At 42.8% G+C, this 15,875-nt stretch carries 11 protein-coding genes, 1 tRNA gene and 1 other RNA gene; 1 reads left to right on the top strand and 12 read right to left on the bottom strand.

What is annotated here, in order from left to right:
• Positions 1-23: 23 nt before the first annotated feature.
• From dnaX to ABLT31_RS28150, 12 genes are all read right to left on the bottom strand, one after another.
• Complete coding sequence (gene dnaX / locus ABLT31_RS28205) at positions 24-1,733, bottom strand: DNA polymerase III subunit gamma/tau (RefSeq protein WP_367758077.1); 1,710 nt, start codon at positions 1,731-1,733, stop codon at positions 24-26.
• 158 nt (positions 1,734-1,891) lie between these two features.
• Positions 1,892-2,157: signal recognition particle sRNA large type (ffs, locus tag ABLT31_RS28200), an RNA gene on the bottom strand.
• Positions 2,158-2,404: 247 nt separating this feature from the next.
• Complete coding sequence (locus ABLT31_RS28195; protein ID WP_367758076.1) at positions 2,405-2,614, bottom strand: hypothetical protein; 210 nt, start codon at positions 2,612-2,614, stop codon at positions 2,405-2,407.
• Positions 2,615-2,980: 366 nt separating this feature from the next.
• Positions 2,981-3,071, bottom strand: a tRNA-Ser gene (locus tag ABLT31_RS28190).
• A gap of 41 nt (positions 3,072-3,112) precedes the next feature.
• Positions 3,113-3,601 carry a tRNA adenosine(34) deaminase TadA gene (gene tadA / locus ABLT31_RS28185; protein WP_367758144.1) on the bottom strand — a complete coding sequence of 163 codons (489 nt, stop codon included), beginning with the start codon at positions 3,599-3,601 and terminating at the stop codon, positions 3,113-3,115.
• Between the two features lie 73 nt (positions 3,602-3,674).
• On the bottom strand, positions 3,675-3,926 hold the full coding sequence (locus tag ABLT31_RS28180) for a hypothetical protein (protein WP_367758075.1): 252 nt from the start codon (positions 3,924-3,926) through the stop codon (positions 3,675-3,677).
• A 474-nt stretch (positions 3,927-4,400) separates the two neighbouring features.
• The gene (locus tag ABLT31_RS28175) at positions 4,401-5,366 is read right to left on the bottom strand and encodes an ABC transporter permease (RefSeq protein WP_367758074.1); all 966 of its coding nucleotides are present in this window, start codon (positions 5,364-5,366) and stop codon (positions 4,401-4,403) included.
• A complete protein-coding gene (locus ABLT31_RS28170; RefSeq protein ID WP_367758073.1) occupies positions 5,353-6,426 on the bottom strand; it encodes an ABC transporter permease in 1,074 nt (357 codons plus the stop codon). The genes ABLT31_RS28175 and ABLT31_RS28170 overlap by 14 nt, the downstream gene beginning before the upstream one ends.
• Complete coding sequence (locus tag ABLT31_RS28165; protein ID WP_367758072.1) at positions 6,416-7,957, bottom strand: ABC transporter ATP-binding protein; 1,542 nt, start codon at positions 7,955-7,957, stop codon at positions 6,416-6,418. Before ABLT31_RS28165 ends, ABLT31_RS28170 begins: the two co-directional genes overlap by 11 nt.
• Before the next feature lie 127 nt (positions 7,958-8,084).
• Complete coding sequence (locus tag ABLT31_RS28160; protein WP_367758071.1) at positions 8,085-9,158, bottom strand: BMP family lipoprotein; 1,074 nt, start codon at positions 9,156-9,158, stop codon at positions 8,085-8,087.
• Between the two features lie 14 nt (positions 9,159-9,172).
• Positions 9,173-9,901 carry a GntR family transcriptional regulator gene (locus ABLT31_RS28155; RefSeq protein ID WP_367758143.1) on the bottom strand — a complete coding sequence of 243 codons (729 nt, stop codon included), beginning with the start codon at positions 9,899-9,901 and terminating at the stop codon, positions 9,173-9,175.
• Positions 9,902-10,043: 142 nt separating this feature from the next.
• On the bottom strand, positions 10,044-12,914 hold the full coding sequence (locus ABLT31_RS28150) for a sensor domain-containing protein (RefSeq protein WP_367758070.1): 2,871 nt from the start codon (positions 12,912-12,914) through the stop codon (positions 10,044-10,046).
• A 656-nt stretch (positions 12,915-13,570) separates the two neighbouring features.
• Here ABLT31_RS28150 and ABLT31_RS28145 point away from each other — a divergent pair.
• Positions 13,571-15,763 carry a PAS domain S-box protein gene (locus ABLT31_RS28145; protein ID WP_367758069.1) on the top strand — a complete coding sequence of 731 codons (2,193 nt, stop codon included), beginning with the start codon at positions 13,571-13,573 and terminating at the stop codon, positions 15,761-15,763.
• The last annotated feature ends 112 nt before the right edge of the window (positions 15,764-15,875 follow it).

Below are 15,875 nucleotides of genomic sequence, written 5' to 3'. Positions count from 1 at the left end.
TTTTGTTTCCTCCTCATTTTGGTTTAATCCTTAATATGGATAAGATCTTCTCCAACTAGCTTAATCGCTTCAGCCAAAAATGGATCTGTCTCTTCTCGCTCTTCCTTGGGGGGCTCCATCGATCCCTCATTTCGAGTGATTTTAGCTTCGATTTCCTGCCACTGGTTTTCCATCAAAGTGAGCAAAGAAATCGGTTGCCCCCATACGGACTGAAAAACTTCTTCAATGATTTGACGATGTTGGGGCTTTTCTGTTGTTTCTCGATGAATCGCACTCTTAAAGCTGACAACCAATCCACCTGATCCAACAGCTACGGGAACCCCATCCAACAGCCAGGCGTGAACTTGAATCTTCTTTTTTTTGATCTTATTCAGGATATCCGACCATTGCTGCATGATCTTTCTCAACGCTTCTGGGTCAGAGTGTTCGGCCACCTCACGGATTCTCTGCTCGGAAATCTTCACGGTAGAAGGCATCCCCATCCGTTTCGGGGCTTCCTTCCGCGGAGCTTCTCCAGAGACTTCAGCGATTGGACTTGCGGCCACTCCCTGACCCACTTGACTCAGTTTCTGTTCCAGTTGCTGAATCCTGTTGACGAGGGCCTCTAGTGCAGAATTAGAAACAGATTCTTTTTGAGCTTCTGGACCATCACCCGGATCCAGCAAACGAATAAGCCCCATTTCTAATACGACCTTTGGATGGCTAGCCCACTTCATATCCTGGCTTACTTTACTCAACTTCTCAATTATAGAATACAAAAGAGCATGAGAAAAGGCTTGGGACAACGCCTGGAATCGTTCATCCCCCATCATCCGGTGCTGTAATTCGTCTAATTTGGGTGCTGTCTTAAATAATAAGAGATCCCGAAAATACATAAGCAAATCATGTAAGAACTGTTCAGGGTTCTTCCCTTCGGCGAGAATCCGCTGAAGCTCTTCCAATATTCCCGAGGCATCCTTCCCAAGGACTAGCTCCGCCATTTTACCTAGGACGCTCTGAGATACAACACCTGTGACCAATACGACATCTTCAACCTCAACCTTGTTTCCCGAATACGAAAGCACTTGATCAAATAAGCTGAGTACGTCACGCATTCCGCCTTCGGATACCCGAGACATCAACGCTAAAGCCTGATCAGTGATTTCTACATTCTCCGTCTCTGCAATATAGCGCAACCGATCCATCATAGCCTTCGTAGAAATGCTTCGGAAATCAAACCGCTGACAACGGGAAATGATCGTAGCTGGCAGACGATGAGGCTCTGTGGTCGCTAAAATAAAGATCACATGCCCCGGTGGTTCTTCCAATGTTTTCAATAACGCATTAAAAGCCTCTGTTGTTAACATATGTACTTCATCGATGATGTAAACTTTAAAGCGAACTTCAGAGGGAGCGTATTTCACCTTATCCCTAACGTCCCGAATTTCCTCTACACCTCGATTGGAAGCCGCATCAATCTCAATCACGTCTACTACTGAACCTTCCGTAATTCCCTTGCAAGCGGGGCACTCATTACAAGGCTCAGGAGCCGGGCCATGCTGGCAATTGACGGCTTTGGCTAAGATCTTAGCAGCACTCGTTTTCCCTGTTCCACGCGGACCACTGAACAAATAGGCATGAGAAAACCTTTGTTCTTTTAACGCGTTCTGCAATGTCTTGGTTATATGCTCTTGACCCACCACATCATGAAACGTTTGTGGACGGAATACCCGGTACAGTGCTCGGTATGCCATAGTGGACACTCCAACTCTCTTTATCTTACTTTAAGTATACTATAGATGTTTTTAAATTAACAAACGATATCATTAAGGCTTGTCTTTCTATTTGCATAGATAAAAGGACTGCCCCTCAAGTAGTCATACTCAAAGGACAGCCCTATATAAAATTGATGCCGTGCACCCAAGGTCGATACGACCAACCAAGCGTTACTTGTGTAGTTAGCTCGAACCAGGCTACCCTGCGGCACACAGAATGGTTCACTTATGGCTGCTTCCTTCCGGACCTGACCAGGTTCATGAGTTTCTGTTGCGTAGGACCTGATTGTCAACGCCACTTGCACAAGGCAGACCTTACATGAATCGCACCTCAAATGGGAATTCAACCCCGCTAAGGCGGATTGCGGGTTACAGGGCACCGCCATCTCCCCGTCTAGCACGACAAACTTATACACAATGGTAAGGCAACCTCATTTGGCTGCGTAGTAAGCATAACATAAATCCAAACAGAGATTCAAGGGCTTGGCCAGCTTAAATTATGGAAGTCTCATAATTTCCAAAGAAAATATAAACGAGGAAAAAATTTATAATGATTTATTATCCCCTGATCATCTATAATAACAGTAGCTAAACTAAACGGTTGTTTAGCGTTGAGAGTTTGCCCCATATGGGGCTTTTTTTGTCTATTTTTAAACAAAAAACGCGCCCTTATATTGGCACGTTAAGAGATAATGATCAACCATATTTTTACCTATCCTCTCTTCCATCTGGATCTCGGTTCCGATTTTGACGATTTCCATGGTCATCATCTTGATCATGATCTGATCCGTCATCCCACATATGGTGTTTTGGTCCGTCTTCATAAAGATCATGAGTTGAATCATGATGGAGATTATCATCTAGTTTTGGATGATCATCGGCTCTAGGCACCGAATTCCACTCGACTTGGTCGTAATAATGATCGCTTTTGATGTTCGTCCCACCCCACCTCTGCTCCCAAGGCTTCTGCTACTAGTCTACTGTATAGGTTCTTCCCACCTGAAATGATGAGGGTTACGAGAGCACCATAGATATCTAAGTTTTTCCTTTTTGTTCATTAAAGTATGGCTTACTAGTGGGGCTCGGCAAAGGGGACATTCTTCTAATTGTTTTTTCTTCATAGATTCATTATAACTTCATTTTGAATACAAATAAAAACCTCCTTCCGGAATATCTCCGCAGGAGGTAGAAAAATTGTGATATATGTATTTAGCAAAAGATATATATGGCGGAGGCGAGAGGATTTGAACCCCCGCGACGCGTGAACGCCCTAGCTGATTTCGAGTCAGCCCCCTTCAGCCTCTTGGGTACGCCTCCGTAGTGACATGAAATATGTTATCATATGCTGTACAGGTAAATCAAGTGTCTAATTCTTTCCTTTCTGCCTTCTTCCTGTTCCTCAATTTCCGAAAAAAATCTTTTAAAATTCCCGAGCAAGATTCGGCAAGGACACCTGAAGTAACCTGTGCACGATGATTAAACCGATCCTCCTGCAAAAGGTTCATTAAGGTTCCGGCACAGCCTGCTTTGGGATCTGATACACCATACACGACACGTTCAATCCTCGACTGTACAATAGCCCCTGCGCACATTGGACAAGGTTCGAGTGTGACATAAAGCGTACTATTTATTAATCTCCATCCGCCTAGACGCTCACTTGCCTCTTTGATTGCTATCATCTCAGCATGCGCTGTAGGGTCTTTGCATGTTTCTCTCAGGTTATGCCCCTTTCCGATTACCTCTCCATTCCGGACAATCACTGCACCTATAGGAACCTCTCCCATTTCAGCTGCTTTTTTGGCTTCCTCTAATGCTAATAACATAAACGGCTCATCATGTGGATCCAACAAACGATCACCCCCAAAACTGTATGCTGTATCTCATTATGACAAGCATGAAATTCAGATGCAATCATAATGCCTAGTTGGGATGCTCATAAAACGCTTCATCATCAAGATTCTCTTCCACGATGTCCCAAACCCATTCTCCATGATCATTTTGGTGCACATAAATATGCGGTTCCTCCAGCATTCTCTTTAGGTAATGCTTTAATGCGAATCGGATATCTTCCTTGGTAGGAGCTTGGTTGATATCGTCATACCGAATCTCCATATACGTGCTTACAATAGTCTTAACTTGATCCTCTGTTAATCGGTTCCCGAAAAACTCCATGGGATTTCCTCCTCTCTTTGGTATAGTGTTTGTCAAAAATAAAAAAACAAGCATGATCCGGGAGCGGATCATGCTTCATCAATCAAATTAAGGAAGAAGTAAATCTTGTCAAGGTTGGATTGAAAATTCTCCCTTAATCTTTCCTTTGTTTGCTGTTACGATTTTAGTAAAGTATTTTCCATAACCATAGTGCTTTTTAGCGATTTTCCATAGATTATCGCTATTTTAAGGTTTGGGATAAGGGGAGAAAGTCCGCCTATTTAAAAAAGGGAAGGGAAAAATCGTGAAATAGCAGGAGAAAATCCTGTTATTTCTCCAAAACCTAGTGCAAACACCCCAATTCAGGCCATTAACAGGAAAGATTCCGCTTATTTTCCCCTTTTTCCCTTTCAAAACTCAGATAAGCGGAAAAACTCCCTTTATCCCCCATGTAACCCCACCTAATCCATCACCTGGAAACTAACGTTATAAGCTTTATCTCTGCCCTTTCTCGTACGGCTTCCCGACTGCCGCAGGGGCGTTGGCTTTTCCGACTAAGCCCGCCAGCGCTAGAATGGTCAGGATATATGGAAGCATGGTCAAAAAGTCGGCCGGAATGTATTTGGTTAATCCTAATACTTGCCCGACTGCCGCCAGGGCTTGTGCCATGCCGAAGAAAAGGGCCGCTCCAAGTGCTCCTATGGGATGCCACTTCCCAAAAATCAAAGCAGCAAGAGACATAAAGCCTTGGCCGGATATGGTACTATGTGTGAAGTTATTGGTGATAGCCAAAGCGATCGTTGCACCCCCCGCTGCGGCAAAAGCTCCACTCAATAAGACAGCAATATACCTCATTTTAATCACATTCACGCCAACAGTATCCGCTGCTTTAGGATGTTCGCCTACTGCTCGCAGACGCAAGCCGAATGCTGTTTTAAAGAACAGGTAGTATACGACAAAAGCCAAAATGATGGCCATGTAGGAAGTCGGATAAGCGACAAATATAGCTTTACCCAAATAGGGGATATCCGACAAGAAAGGCACGGCCCACTTTTTAAATGGGTTTTGAATGGTTGTCGTTTGGGCCGCTCCATTAAATAGCTTCTTTAGCATAAACACCGCGAATCCAATCGCCAAAAAGTTGATGGCAACCCCGCTGACCGTTTGATCCGCTCGGAAGGTAATGGATGCCACAGCATGCGGTAAGGCAAAGATGATTCCAAACAATATCGCAAAAATCAACCCAATCCAGGGAGCAATTGGACCCAGCCCCATGGTTTCACCGAAGAATATGGTACAAACCGCAGCAGCGAATCCTCCAGAAATCATCAATCCTTCCAGCCCGATATTAATGACCCCTGAACGCTCCGAAAATGCACCACCTAGGGCAGCAAAAATGAGAGGCGTTGAATAGACAATCGTATTATGAATAAGCGTCGTCAAAATATCAAGTACGGTCATATTTTTTTGCCTCCCCCTCTGGCTTGCGACGTGCCCATTTGACCATCCACTTTAACGCACCATTCGATGCTACAAATAGGATGATCACGGCGATAACAATCGTGATGATTTCTGTCGGAATATGAGCTTGATGCTGCATGTTGTTAGAACCGTATTGCAATGAACCGAATAGGATAGCTGCAAGCACGATTCCAATTGGGGAATTTGCTCCGAGCAATGCCACCGCTATCCCATCAAACCCATATCCCGGAAGGGCAGCATTGATGGCCAAGTAGCCATAAACCCCCAAGCTTTCTGCTGCACCACCCGCCCCAGCCAAAAACCCGCTGATCATCATAGAGGTTACAATGTTTCTTGGTACACTCATCCCCGCATATTGCGAAGCAAAGGGATTGAAGCCTACTGCTCTAAGCTCATAACCCCAAATCGTCTTCCAAAGGATCAAATAAAACAAATAAGCAAAAACCAAAGCAATGATAATCCCCAAGTGGATACGAGAATAGTCAAATAATGCAGCTAGCGGTTCAAAGCTTAACGAAGCCGATGGATGAATTTTCTCTGTCCTCTCAGAGGCAGACTTTAAGTAGGTTCGGATTATATAGTTAACAGCGATAAGAGCGGTATAGTTTAACATGATGGAGGTGATCACTTCATGGACATGCAGCTTGGCTTTTAGAATTCCAGGTATCGCAGCCCAAAGAGCTCCGGCAATACAACCCGCTAAAAAAGCCAAAGGTGCATGAAGAAACCAGGGTAAATCAAACAGCACACCTACAGCGACAGCGGCTAATGATCCTACAACAAACTGTCCTTCCACCCCGATGTTAAACAATCCCGTCCGAAAGGCAAAGGCTACCGCCAAGCCCGTAAAAATCAGCGGTGTAATTTCACGAATAGTCTCTCCCGCATCATATAAGGTCCCAAAAATCCCGGAAAAGAGAGCTCCATATCCTACAAGCGGATTATATCCGCTAAACAGCATAAGCAGTGCCCCAACTAGCAAACCAACCAAAACGGCTATTAACGGGATGAGAAACTGCTCCCTCTTATCAGCGTTCAACTAAATCACCTTCTTGCTTGTCTTTTCTTCCTCCAGCCATTAAGAAACCTAATTCTTGTTCCGTCGTTTGTTTTGGATCGACAATAGCTATAATTTCGCCTTCATAGATCACGGCAATCCGATCGGAAAGCTGCATGACTTCCTCCAGCTCGAAGGAGACCAATAAAATCGCTTTTCCTGCATCCCGTTGTTCAATTATACGCTTATGTATAAATTCGATTGCGCCAACATCAACGCCTCTTGTCGGTTGAGCGGCAATTAAGAAGTCCGGATCCTTATCTACTTCTCGGGCAATAATCGCTTTCTGCTGATTACCGCCAGACAGGGCACGAGCCGGCGTATGTTCGCTTGGCGTCCGAACATCATATTCCTCAATAAGCCGTCTAGAATATTTATAGACCTCTTGATAATCAATAAATCCACCTTTAGAGTAAGGCTCTTTATAATAGGTCTCAAGGACCATATTTTCACCAATGCTAAAATCTAATACGAGGCCTCTTTTTTGTCGGTCTTCAGGAATATGCGATACCCCAGCTTCAATGACCGCTCTGGGGGCCTTGTTAGTTAAATCTTGATCCTTTAAGGAAATCCTCCCAGATTTTACCTTGCGAAGTCCTGTAATAGCCTCGATTAATTCTGACTGACCATTTCCATCTACCCCGGCAATCCCTACAATCTCGCCTGTTCGAACTTCTAGGTTAATTCCGTTCAAAACATGAATTCCTTTTTCGTTTTCCGCCTTCACGTCTTCGACCTTTAATACAACATGTCCAGGAGCAGCCTCTTTCTTATCCACTTTAAATGAAACTTCCTTCCCCACCATCATCGCTGCGAGCTTATTGGGATTGGTTTCCGCTGTAGCGACGGAACCGATGACCTTTCCGCGGCGAATAACGGTAACCGTATCGGACACGGCCATAATTTCCTTAAGCTTATGCGTGATGAGGATGATGGACTTTCCTTCACGGACAAGATTTTTCATAATGACCATTAATTCTTCAATCTCCTGCGGGGTAAGTACGGCTGTCGGTTCATCAAAAATTAATATCTCTGCTCCGCGATAAAGGGTTTTCAGAATTTCAACCCGTTGCTGCATCCCTACTGATATTTCCGAGATTGTCGCATCTGCATTAACAGAAAGGCCATATCGTTCAGATAGCTCTGTCACTTTGGCTTTTGCCGTCTTCCGATCTATCGCTGTCCCACGCTTAGGTTCACTGCCCAGAATAATATTCTCGGTAACAGTAAACGGTTCAACTAGCATAAAATGCTGGTGCACCATACCTATTCCTAAGCGGTTAGCATCGTTAGGATTTTGTATCCTCACTTTCTCTCCTCGAATAAGGATATCCCCTTCATCTTGCTCATATAATCCGAATAATATATTCATAAGCGTCGACTTGCCGGCGCCGTTTTCCCCTAACAGAGCATGAATCTCCCCTTTTTTCACGGAAAAGGAGATATTATCATTGGCCACTATACCCGGAAATCGCTTTGTAATTCCTCTCATCTCTACCACAGTATCCGCCATATGTTTCACCATCCCCTTGGTAACTGCCTACCCAACTTAACGACTTTCATGCAGGTAAAACACAGGACTAGATTGTAATTACAACCTAGTCCTGTGTAGTATTCACTATAGCAAGATTTTACATGTATTACTTAAATTCCTTGAACTCCGCTTCGGTTTGCGGAACCTTAATTTCACCGGCTTGAATCTTTCCTTTGTACTCATCTACAGCTGCCAAGACATCTTGTGGAACATTTTTATCAGAAGTAGGAGCAATCCCCACCCCTTCTTCAGCCAATCCAAGAACCGTTTCTTTTCCGCCAGGGAACTGGCCATTTTTCAATTGCTCAGTTACCGTGAATACGGCTACATCTACTCGCTTAACCATTGAGCTTAGCGTTTGCTCCGGAGCCAAGAAGGATTGATCCTTGTCTACCCCGATTACCCATACATTGCCGCGCTCTTTCGCTTCAGCAAATACCCCATCACCAGTTGCTCCAGAGGCGTGGAAAATAATATCTACACCACTGTCATACATGGTAGCTGCAAATGTCTTCCCTTGATCTGGCTTATCGAATGCCCCAACATAGTTGACGCTCACTTCAGCATCTGGATTTACGGCTTTAACACCCGCTCTGAAACCATATTCAAACTTTTCAATAAGAGCAAACTTCATCCCGCCGACAAAGCCCACCTTATTGGTTTTAGTCATTTTTCCCGCGATAACCCCCATTAAGAAAGAACCCTCATGCTCTTTAAAGGTAACCGCTGCTACGTTAGCCGGAATATCCCCGCCTAAGTTAGAATCAATGATTCCAAAGTTGGCATCAGGGATTGCTGTTGCCGTATTCTTGATCGCATCTTCCATTAGGAAACCAATACCCCAAGTTAAATTGGTACCACCGCGAGCAAAACGATTTAGGTTAGGCTCGTAATCCGCATCAGACTTGGATTCCGCATATTGGGCTTCTACTCCAAGCTCGCTTTGTGCTCTTTGCAGACCTTCCCACGACGATTCGTTAAAAGAGTTGTCATTTACTCCACCTACGTCAGTTACCATGCCTATTTTTAACGCTTCGCCAGCATCCTGCGCTGGAGCTTCAGCGCCTTGCCCTGGTGCCTGTTCTGCAGGCGGCTGGGCTTGATTTCCGCCGCACCCTGTAAGTACGCCTACTGCTACAAACAGTGTAGCCATGAATGTAGATAAACCTTTCTTTAACATGCCGTGTTACCCCCTTAATTTTTTCTCCGGCGAACAACCGAAAACTTAAACTTGTTCGCGCGAAAATAATTCTTGGAATATATAATCGGCCTATCCAGTCGGTCATAGTGCATTTGACTGAGGACAAGCAGACTTTCCCCTTGTTCACAGTTCAGTAAGCTAGAAATCTCTTCATCATAGCCGAGGGCCGAGATATCCGATCTTGCGTACTGTATTTCTAGTGATGTCGTGTCTTTAAGACTTTCAAATAGGGATTGTTGTTTGTATGAAAAACCCTCCGGCAAATATTTTGCTGGGATTTTATCAATACAAAAAATTACATTCTCATTATTAGCAGTCCGTATTCTTTTTAAAAGTAAAATTTTTTCTTTCGGACTAAGCTGCAGGGTAGCCTGATCCTTTTCTCCTGCTTCAATGAACTCCATGCTTAACATCTTCGCTCCAGGAATTTGTCCATTTCTCTCGATCATTTCCGTTATACTAATTAACTCTTCAATCCCTCCGGCAATGACCGGTTCAGTCTTGACAAAAGTCCCGACGCCGTGAATTCTTTCTACTACATTTTCTTCATTCAGGACCCTTAGCGCCTCCCTTAGAGTCGCTCGGCTTACCCCTAAAGACTTAGCCAGCTTCGGCTCAGGAGGAAGCTGCTGTCCCGGCTGAAAACGTTCCTGTTGAATTTCTTCTTTAATTTTATCGACTACTCTCATATAAAGAGGGCGAGGGTCAGGGTTAACTATCATCATGATATTCTCCTCCTAGATGTCCCAAAATCATTCTAGTCTGATGTCTGACAAATATCAAGTGAAATTCTCTAATATATCCAATCTTAACATTTTGTAGGTTTAGTAAGAAAACCCACGGATATTTATAGGGTCCATGGGTCTAAGCTGACGTGTTGTTTGCAAGCAAATTTTCTATCTCCTGAGTAGGCATTGGCTTATAAAACAGATAGCCCTGAACGGCATCACATTCATTATCTTTAAAAAAGCTTAGTTCTTCTTCAGATTCAACGCCTTCCGCTACCACATTCAATTCCAAGCCATGAGCCATGTCAATGATGGCTCTTGCAATAGTCGCATTCCTTGGGTCTGTCCAAATGTCCTTTACAAAGGAACGATCAATCTTGAGCCGGTCTATACGGTATTTTTTAAGATAGCTTAAAGATGAATAGCCTGTACCGAAGTCATCAATAGATACGGTGACTCCCAACTGCCTAATTTCTTCAATGATCTTGATGATGCTATCAATGTGATGTATGCTAATTCCTTCTGTAATCTCCAACTCCAGATAAGATGGATCTAATCCAGTCTCCCTTAAAATACGAGCAATTGTACGGAGCAAATGCTTATCTTGCAACTGTCTAGGAGAAAGGTTCACTGCAATTTTCATCGGCTTTAAACCTGCTCCTTGCCAAGATCTATTCTGCCGGCAAACCGTTTCCAGCACCCATTCCCCAATCGTAACAATGAGCCCTGTTTCCTCCGCGAGGGGAATAAACTCAGCAGGGGGCACCAAGCCCATCTCAGGATGGTTCCAGCGGATTAGGGCTTCCATGCTTACTATCTCTCTTGTATGAATATCCACTTGAGGCTGATAATATACCATAAATTCATTTCGCTCGAGCGCCTTATGCAAACTGTTTTCCAGCAAAATCTTCTCCGTCGTCGCCTCTTTCATTTCAGGCGTGAAGAATTGATAAGTATTTCGTAACTCCTTAGCGCAATACATAGCCGAATCCGCATTTCGGATGAGCGTCTCTACATCATTCCCATTCGAGGGATACAAACTTATTCCGATACTCGTTGTAATAAAGAATTCCTGATCTTCTATATAAAATGGCTGGGATAGAGCGTTCCCTATTTTTTCTGCCACTTTGGCTGCATCCTTTGCTTGATGAATGCCGGACAGGAGAACGGTAAATTCATCTCCACCCCTTCGAGCTACGGAATCACTTTTCCGGACACATTTTTTCAATCGGGCTGCTACACTTTGCAATAACTGATCGCCGACATCATGTCCATAGGTATCATTAATCCACTTAAACCGGTCTAAGTCAAGAAACATAACAGCCACTTTTTTGCCGATTCGCTGTGCTTGAAGCAACGCTTGGGTCAGGCGATCCTGAAATAAGAAACGATTTGGCAATTCGGTCAGCACATCATAATGAGCGAGAAATTTCAGATGCTCTTCCGACTTTTTACGATCTGTAATATCAGAAAAAACACCCATAAAATTCGTGATATTTCCATTATCGTCTTTCACAGTATTGATGCTTAACCATTCCGGATAAACTTCGCCATTTTTTCTTCGATTCCAGATCTCTCCTTGCCAGTTCCCTTTTTCATATATGGTCGTCCACATATCTATATAAAATTGGGCATCATGCTGATTGGAAGAGAGCATGCTCGGTTTTTTCCCCATAGCCTCGTCAGGACTATAGCCAGTCGTTCTTGTAAATGCCGGATTCACCCATTGGATCTTTCCTTTTGTATCTGTAATAATAATTCCTTCACTTGTATTCTCAAAAACCCTGCTGTATAAGTGAAGTTTTTCTTCTGTTCGTTTGCGTTCCATAATATCTGAGAAAATAGCCACATAATGCGTTACAATTCCGGTTTCATCCCTTACAGCATCAATGGTTAGCCATTCCAGATACACTTCCCCGTTTTTGGATTCCAAATTTCGCCCTGCCGCAAATGTCTCGTCCGTAAAATATTTTATAGCTTCCTTATTCATCCACGCCATCTTATCCCGAAGGGACATGTTTCTCTCAGCAGCTTGCCGGAACAAGACCCGCAAACAGGAAATCTTTAAAGCGGTAGCTAACCCATGACCCATTAAGTCAAAAAGACAACCAAGGATGATGTTACTTTCCTTATTTCTTATATAATCGTAAATGGACAGGCCTGTAAATGGCTTTGATTTCGATATCATTATCATGATAATTAGATGGAAGGAATTTACTCTGAATTGTCCTGTTAGCAAGACATCTTTCTTTAGCTTCTCGCGGGAGGTAATATCCCGGAATACGGCAACGTAGTGGCTTACCTTCCCATCTGCCCCCTTGATGACTTTAATATTCAAAGATTCAAGATAGACCTCTCCATTCTTTCTTTTATTCCAGATTTCTCCCTGCCAGCTCCCCTTGCTTCTGATTTCATTCCACATTTGCGTGTAGAAAGATTCGTCCTGGATTCCGGAACTCAGGACGGAAGGTGCTTTTCCCAGTACTTCCTCAGAACGATATCCCGTGAATTTCGTAAAGGCCGGATTGACATATTCTATGACATGATCAATATTCGTAATCATAATGCCATCATTCGATTCCTCTAGGATCTTTGCATTAAGGATCAGTTTTTCTTCTGCCTTTTTTCGATCGCTGATATCCCGTCCGATGACGACCAACGCTTTACGACGTCCATCCTCATAAAAAGCTGGCACCTTTATGAGATCAAATACAGAAGCCGTTCCATCCGGATGAGTAAAAACCTTTTCTATCCTAACTATGTTTTTGCTATACCAAGCCTTTTCATCCGATACATTGCCAGCTCTCATCAAATCCTTATAGTAGGTGAACGGGATTAAGTCATTATTGGTTTTTCCCTTGTACTCGATCCCTTCTAATTGAAACAAACTGATGGCTTCCTTATTAGCCTCCATCCAGCATCCTTCCCCATCCTTAAAGATGATCAGATCTGGCGAAGCATCAAGCAGGGTATTCATTTGTTCTTCACTTTCTAGAAACAAAGCCAAGAGACTCCCCCCTTCTTTCCTCAAGGAGATTATCACTATCACCACTATATAAATGTATATTGTGACTTTTCTCACATATTATTGTATACTTACCATACAATGACCTAAAGTAATAGTCAATCAACGGTTCTTCTCGCCACATAAAGTTAACAAATTTAATTTTAAACAGCGCAACTATTTATAAATCCTTTCGTCTAATATAATAACTAAACTATTACGGATGGTTTAGGTGAGAGTTTTGAAGGGCTTCCTAGGAGATGATCCATAGGCAAGCCCTCTTTTTTTATGTGTGGTAAATAAAAAAAGACCCTGTTATCAATAAACAGAGTCCAAGAGGTGTAAAAACATAACAACATTCGACAAGAGAAAATTATAATGAGTGGTTCCTAAAAAGTCTAGCTCTTTTTTTGGTACGTTTTACCTACTATTAATTCCAACCTTTTCCCTTTCCAAATTCGCACCATATCTTTATAATATAGTAAAAGAATGTAAAAAGATAAAAATATTTGACCGTAAAAGACCTGTTGATACAGGTCTTTTAGCGTTTCATCATCTTTCTATAACCCAAACAAGGAATTAGATAAACAACGTAGAATTATCTTTTAGGGGTTTTACTAAACATCCAACGAAATCATCGAAATGAGGGAGCAGATTAAATGACAAATAAAAAGCCGGTGGAACTGGAGGATTTTTTCACTGCCGTCATGGACACTTTAAATACCCTCGTTATTATATTAGACCCTCAAGGGCGTGTCGTCCAAATGAATCGAGCTTGCGAACAAATTTTTGGCTATCCACTAAATGATGTTAAAGGTTTCTTCTATTGGGATATTTTTATCCAAATAGAAGAAAAAGAAGAACTGTCGAATGTCTTTCACTCCTATCTTCGAAAACCTAAGCTCCTACACCAATACGTGAATCATTGGAAAACCAAGCAGGGAGAAAAAAGAATGATTTCTTGGTCAAACCGCGTTTTCCCTAGCGATTCTTCCGACACTCAATATATTATTTGTACAGGTATCGATGTAACAGAACAAAAAGAAGCTGAGAAAAAGCTTGAGCAAGCCCAACAGGAATTAAAAAATACGATCAGTCATCATCAAGGCATATTATTTAAATTTGTCCGGGTACAAGATCAATATGTTTACACAATGTGTGACGGCAACGCTCTTCAGTCTCACATCACTAAACCGATTGTGGGCAAAAGGCTAGAAGACGTTTTCCCTTCCGATCAAGCCGAATATCATAAAACCTATTATGACCGGGCTTGGAGTGGAGAAAGCTATGTGTATTTCGAGTATAATCTACCTAGCGGAATCACCCTTCTCGTTTGTTTGCGTCCTAGGGTGGAGGAGGGCATGGTAAAGGAAGTCATCGGGTCAGCCTTTGACATCACCAATCAGAAACGAATCGAACGAGCCTTCAGAGAAAGCGAAGCACGTTACCGATTAATTGCGGAGCACACGACGGACCTTATTTCAGTCCTTGATAGCCAAGGGAGAACTTTATATGCTTCCCCCTCCCATGAAACGATTTTAGGATATCCTCCATCTGCTTTGGAAGGTACCCTTCCTCTAGACCATTATCATCCAGATGATAAACCCATCATGCATCAAGTTCTAAAGGAAATTCGGGAAACCAAGCAACCCATTGAGATGGTATATCGTTTCCAACACGCTAAGGGGCATTGGATTTATATTGAATCACGAGGAGTTCCTGTTTTTAATGAACAGGGAGAATTAAATATCATCGTAAACATTAGTCGGGACATTACCAAACGAAAGCAAACAGAAAATGAACTACATGATGCCAAAGAACAGCTTCGTAATATCTTTGATAATCTAGATCAGGTATTTTTCTCTTTGGATGTTGCGACAAAAAAGTTTCTGCAAATCTCTTCTTCATGCGAAACCATGTTTGGAGTCAAACATGAAGATTTATTAAAAGACTTTAGTCTAATTTATAAAGCACTTGACCCAGCAGATGTCCTTCAGATTGTTGGAAAAAATCAGGAGCTATGGAATGGAAAAACTGTTACCTACGAGCACCAAATGAATCATCCTAGCCATGGAAACAGGTGGTTAAAAGGCAGGGCCATTCCGGTTCTCAAAGAAGGAGAACTGATCCGAGTTGATGGAGTTATCACGGATATTACCGAGCAGCGAAAAACAGAGGAACTTCTTAGAAAATGGGAAAGAGTTTCAGTCGTTGGGGAGATGGCTGCTGGAATAGCCCATGAGATTCGAAATCCCCTAACTACTCTGAAAGGATTTCTCCAGTTGCTTCAAAAGCAAACGGATGATCCCAAATACTTCGAGCTGATGCGCTCGGAACTGGAACGTATTGAAATGGTAACCAACGAATTCCTCATGCTAGCTAAACCGCAAGCAAAGCAATACATACCTGTTGACATCAACTCCTTGCTTGAAGGCATCATTACCATTTACAATACACAAGCCATTATCAAAAAAATTCACATTAGCTTAGAAACTGACCAGCATAAACCTTTCATCCTTGGAGATCCCAACCAGTTGAAGCAGCTTTTTATTAACCTCCTCAAGAACTCATTGGAGTCCATGGAAAAAGGGGGAGAAATTCTTGTAAAAGTATCAGCGGCAGAAGATCAGCAAACTCTGATTCAAGTCATTGACCAAGGCTGCGGCATACCAGAAGAGCTTATTCCCAAATTGGGGGAACCTTTCTATACCTTAAAAGAAAAAGGAACAGGCTTAGGTTTAATGATCGGCTATAAGATTATAAGTGAACATCAGGGACAGATTCAAATCAAAAGCAAAGTCGGGATAGGAACCAATATTCATATTTCTTTTCCCACATTATACGTCACATAAACAAAAACCCCGTACCAGCTAAACTAATTTAGAGGTACGGGGTATATTTATTATGTATTGGTGGAGCATAGCGGGATCGAACCGCTGACCTCTACACTGCCAGTGTAGCGCT

Source organism: Ammoniphilus soli (genome assembly GCF_040813775.1).
The sequence above is the reverse complement of the archived record's forward strand: the minus strand, read 5'-3'. Positions and strand labels throughout refer to the sequence as shown.

What these genes read in the sequence shown, in the direction of transcription:
- dnaX (WP_367758077.1), bottom strand. Translation starts at nt 1,733, where the DNA reads ATGGCATACCGAGCACTGTACCGGGTATTCCGTCCACAAACGTTTCAT.
- ABLT31_RS28195 (WP_367758076.1), bottom strand. Translation starts at nt 2,614, where the DNA reads ATGATAATCTCCATCATGATTCAACTCATGATCTTTATGAAGACGGAC.
- ABLT31_RS28180 (WP_367758075.1), bottom strand. Translation starts at nt 3,926, where the DNA reads ATGGAGTTTTTCGGGAACCGATTAACAGAGGATCAAGTTAAGACTATT.
- ABLT31_RS28175 (WP_367758074.1), bottom strand. Translation starts at nt 5,366, where the DNA reads ATGACCGTACTTGATATTTTGACGACGCTTATTCATAATACGATTGTC.
- ABLT31_RS28165 (WP_367758072.1), bottom strand. Translation starts at nt 7,957, where the DNA reads ATGGCGGATACTGTGGTAGAGATGAGAGGAATTACAAAGCGATTTCCG.
- ABLT31_RS28160 (WP_367758071.1), bottom strand. Translation starts at nt 9,158, where the DNA reads ATGTTAAAGAAAGGTTTATCTACATTCATGGCTACACTGTTTGTAGCA.
- ABLT31_RS28155 (WP_367758143.1), bottom strand. Translation starts at nt 9,901, where the DNA reads ATGATAGTTAACCCTGACCCTCGCCCTCTTTATATGAGAGTAGTCGAT.
- ABLT31_RS28145 (WP_367758069.1), top strand. Translation starts at nt 13,571, where the DNA reads ATGACAAATAAAAAGCCGGTGGAACTGGAGGATTTTTTCACTGCCGTC.